The organism is Herbivorax alkaliphila (genome assembly GCF_030848475.1).
Classification (GTDB): domain Bacteria; phylum Bacillota; class Clostridia; order Acetivibrionales; family Acetivibrionaceae; genus Herbivorax.
This window is the reverse complement of the sequence record NZ_JAVDDS010000099.1, coordinates 1-3,397: the sequence shown is the minus strand read 5'-3', so window position 1 is coordinate 3,397 and position 3,397 is coordinate 1. Positions and strand designations below refer to the sequence as shown.

Here is a 3,397-nt window from a genome sequence, read left to right as displayed (position 1 = left end):
AAGATTGCAACTATACCACTAATGCTGACTACAATGCTTCGGTTAATATTAAGAATTCGGTAGGGCATACCGACTATGCTTGTGGAGAGTCTGCATTAAGTAGCTCTGTGAAGCAAGAATCATTCTTCCTTTAGGGAAAGGAGAATGTCAAAATCAAATATGTAATAAGCTTAGTAATTTAGGAGGAATAGCAACAAATGGATAAGTGCTTTGACATAGCAAAAATAAATGAGACAATTGTAGATATGATTGATTACCATATTCTAGTTTGTAATCTAGAAGGTCAAATTGTTTTCTCGAATAAGGTTATGCAGGCATATTTAGGGTACTCTGATTTAGAGCTAAAACAAAAGAGTTTTTTAAGTGTCATTGGTGATATTCAAATTAATAAGGCAAAATCCATTATTGCAAATGTATCTCAGAAGCCTTCTAAATGGGGAGAATTGATGTTTAATGGAAAGCATCATAAGTTTAAACTCCATGTTAAATTTTTTCAAAAAAGAAATCTTATATATATTTATGGCAACGAAAAATATGTAGAATATGAAAGAATTCGAAAAAATTGGATATTGAAATTGCAAATGCCATTAAGATTCACAAAAAATCTCTTCCAGATAGTCTTCCTAATACAGAGAGTATTTCTTTTTCTAATCTTTATATTCCAGCACAAAAATTAGGGGGAGACTTATTCGATGCATTTAAAGTAGACAATGGATTGCTAAATGACCATTTTGAGCAATATGTATGTTTTACAGCTGATGTTTCAGGGCATGGTTTGGATAGTGCTATGTTGGCTATTTTTATAAAAAATACTATAAGAAGTTTTTTTAGACTTAAGCACATATCAGGACAATTATTGTCTCCAAAAGAAATCATTGATTTTTTTGTTGAGCACTATATAAAGGAAGGGTATCCAGATGAATATTTAGTGTGCCTTTTTATTGTGGTTATAGATTTAAAGACAAATGAATTGACTTATTGTAACGCAGGTTTTCATATGTGTCCCATATTAGTTAGGGATAGAGAAAATATAATAGAGCTTAGCAATGCAGGTCTTCCAATTTCAACAGCAATAGATTTGGATATGTTAAAGTATGAGGATTATTCCTTGAAATTGTCACCAGAAATGACTTTGTTTATTATGTCTGATGGACTACCAGAGCAAAGATCTAATAATGAATTTTATGAAGATAGACTAAAAAATCTAATTACTGAAATTTATTATTTAAAACCTGTTCATATTATCCAGAAGATTCATGAAGATTTTATGGATTTTTTAGGATTTGAGAAAATTAGTGATGATATAACCTTAGTTGTAGTGAAACTACCAGAGAAAGTCAAATAGCAGTACAGATTTTAAATTTAAGAGTTAAGGGAGGGAGTTCGTAATGCAACAAATACTAGATGGGATTTTAGCAGCTATTGAAGACGAGATTAAAGCTCAAAAACATTATCAAATGCTGGCTGATAAGGTAGAGGATCCAAAAGTTAAGAAATTTTTTGAGCAATTGAAAATGGACGAAGAAAATCATGAGAAAACACTTCGCATTCGTTATGAAGCTTTTGCAAAAATGCTAAAGCGGGGGCAGGCTTGAATAATTTACTTATTATTTTTTAATAGTATTAATCTTTTTTTCTTTCTCTATTTGCTTTAAATATTATCAAAATAAGCATGAATGTTGAAATGACTAATATTAAAGTAATAGATAATTTTTTATTTGATTATGCTGTATTTAAAATTCTATTATTAATTGGTCAAATAATTTATCGGTTTAGAAAATGATATTTAATTAGAAAAGTGATTTAAAAAACTAATAATGTGTATACGCATCTCTTTATTCGTATTGATTGAAATATCAAAATATGATAAAATTAACCTCGATAAATTGCAATACCATATTTTTTAATGTTTAATATGTGGCTGAATAATTTTGAAGATTTCATTAGAATGGTTGATAATAATAAATGTGAAGGTATTTAGAACATTATCTTTGACACCAATTCTAACTAAGGGATATAATAATATTAACAAGTGGAATGTTTAAAAATATACCTTTTAAGATGTTGTGGTAATATATGTTTGAACAGAAATGGAGAGAATTATGTGGAAACATAAGAAGAAATTATCAATATTCTTTCTAGAATTTGTAATATATAGTTTTATTGGATGGTTATATGAAACTATTCTTACCTCTATAGCTTTAGGACGCTTTGTCAATAGAGGAGTTCTAAGTCTTCCGTTGTGTCCTATTTATGGTTTCTTTTGCCTTTTCCTTATTTTAATTTTTTCCAAAATTCCAAGTAAGGCCTTCACTGTTTTTATTATAAGCACAGTGGTTATAAGTATTTTGGAATATTTATCTTCGGTACTTATTGAAATAATATTTAATGAGCTATGGTGGGACTATTCTCATTGGACATATAATCTACATGGAAGAATATCTCTTTATACAAGTGTTGGATTTGGTCTAGCAAGTGTTTTACTCATTAAATTTATTCATCCAAAACTGTATTCTTTTTTTAATCAGAAAGTGAAAGAAAAAGCATTAGTTTTTACTGGAGTAATATTATGTGTTTCAATTTTAATTGATACATATTATACATTTTTAAAATAGAAGAATATCAGTCACTTCAATAATAAGTGGCACAGTTTTTAGATATATAGTTAATTAATTATTATAGTTATACAAAATATAACATTTATTAGATACAAGGAGAGTAATAGTATGAAATTAAAAAGAGGTCGGATTAGGAAAGAAATTTTATTAGTTATCGTAATGTTCTGTTTTTTACTGTCGGGTTGTGAAGAAGGAATTAGAGAATTTAGATTTGATGGATATAATTATTATCTTGAAGAACAAAGAGAAGATGGTAATATGATATTTAAAAATTTAAATGAAGACATTATTAGAATCAAAAAACATGAAGGAAGAAATAAATATGATATAATTATTAGCAATAAAAAATATATTGTATCTGGTAATGAAAACAGAGTAGATGTTCAATATCCAAACGGTGAAAAAGGTTTTTTTCAACAGTCAGGTTTAACGGGTCATGGAAGTGGTGGAGTTTCTGGACATCCTTTGCCTATGGAGTTTAGAGAAATTCTACAAGAACTTAACAAAAAAAACGAAGGCTTTAGTGTTGATGTAGCAAAAATATTTTTTGGCATAATATTGGTTATAGTTGGATTTTTTGGAATAGTTTTTCCTGAGGCGTTATGGTATTTGAAGTATGGATGGAAGGTTAAAAACGGGGAACCTAGTGATGCTGCAATTGTAATGAATCGTTTTGGAGGCATACTATGTTGTATTATTGGAGTTATAGTTTTTGTGTCAAGTTTTTTTTAGATACTTAGATAAGATTAACATATCACAAGTGCACTTTTTGATGTTAG

The 3,397-nt window shown here is 28.4% G+C and carries 5 protein-coding genes; all 5 read left to right on the top strand.

Annotated features, from left to right (window positions below):
• Positions 1 to 197 precede the first annotated feature (197 nt).
• The 5 genes from RBH29_RS17255 to RBH29_RS17235 all read left to right on the top strand — a co-directional run bounded on the left by RBH29_RS17255 (position 198) and on the right by RBH29_RS17235 (position 3,350).
• The gene (locus tag RBH29_RS17255) at positions 198 to 677 is read left to right on the top strand and encodes a PAS domain-containing protein (RefSeq protein WP_306698247.1); all 480 of its coding nucleotides are present in this window, start codon (positions 198 to 200) and stop codon (positions 675 to 677) included.
• Complete coding sequence (locus tag RBH29_RS17250) at positions 563 to 1,345, top strand: PP2C family protein-serine/threonine phosphatase (protein ID WP_306698246.1); 783 nt, start codon at positions 563 to 565, stop codon at positions 1,343 to 1,345. Before RBH29_RS17255 ends, RBH29_RS17250 begins: the two co-directional genes overlap by 115 nt.
• A gap of 43 nt (positions 1,346 to 1,388) precedes the next feature.
• Positions 1,389 to 1,595 carry a ferritin family protein gene (locus tag RBH29_RS17245; RefSeq protein WP_306698245.1) on the top strand — a complete coding sequence of 69 codons (207 nt, stop codon included), beginning with the start codon at positions 1,389 to 1,391 and terminating at the stop codon, positions 1,593 to 1,595.
• A gap of 507 nt (positions 1,596 to 2,102) precedes the next feature.
• The gene (locus tag RBH29_RS17240; protein ID WP_306698244.1) at positions 2,103 to 2,615 is read left to right on the top strand and encodes a putative ABC transporter permease; all 513 of its coding nucleotides are present in this window, start codon (positions 2,103 to 2,105) and stop codon (positions 2,613 to 2,615) included.
• A 111-nt stretch (positions 2,616 to 2,726) separates the two neighbouring features.
• A complete protein-coding gene (locus RBH29_RS17235) occupies positions 2,727 to 3,350 on the top strand; it encodes a DUF6199 family natural product biosynthesis protein (RefSeq protein WP_306698243.1) in 624 nt (207 codons plus the stop codon).
• The last annotated feature ends 47 nt before the right edge of the window (positions 3,351 to 3,397 follow it).

Excerpts from the sequence above, each read along its gene's own strand:
- RBH29_RS17255 (WP_306698247.1), top strand. The coding sequence starts at position 198 with ATGGATAAGTGCTTTGACATAGCAAAAATAAATGAGACAATTGTAGAT.
- RBH29_RS17245 (WP_306698245.1), top strand. The coding sequence starts at position 1,389 with ATGCAACAAATACTAGATGGGATTTTAGCAGCTATTGAAGACGAGATT.
- RBH29_RS17240 (WP_306698244.1), top strand. The coding sequence starts at position 2,103 with ATGTGGAAACATAAGAAGAAATTATCAATATTCTTTCTAGAATTTGTA.
- RBH29_RS17235 (WP_306698243.1), top strand. The coding sequence starts at position 2,727 with ATGAAATTAAAAAGAGGTCGGATTAGGAAAGAAATTTTATTAGTTATC.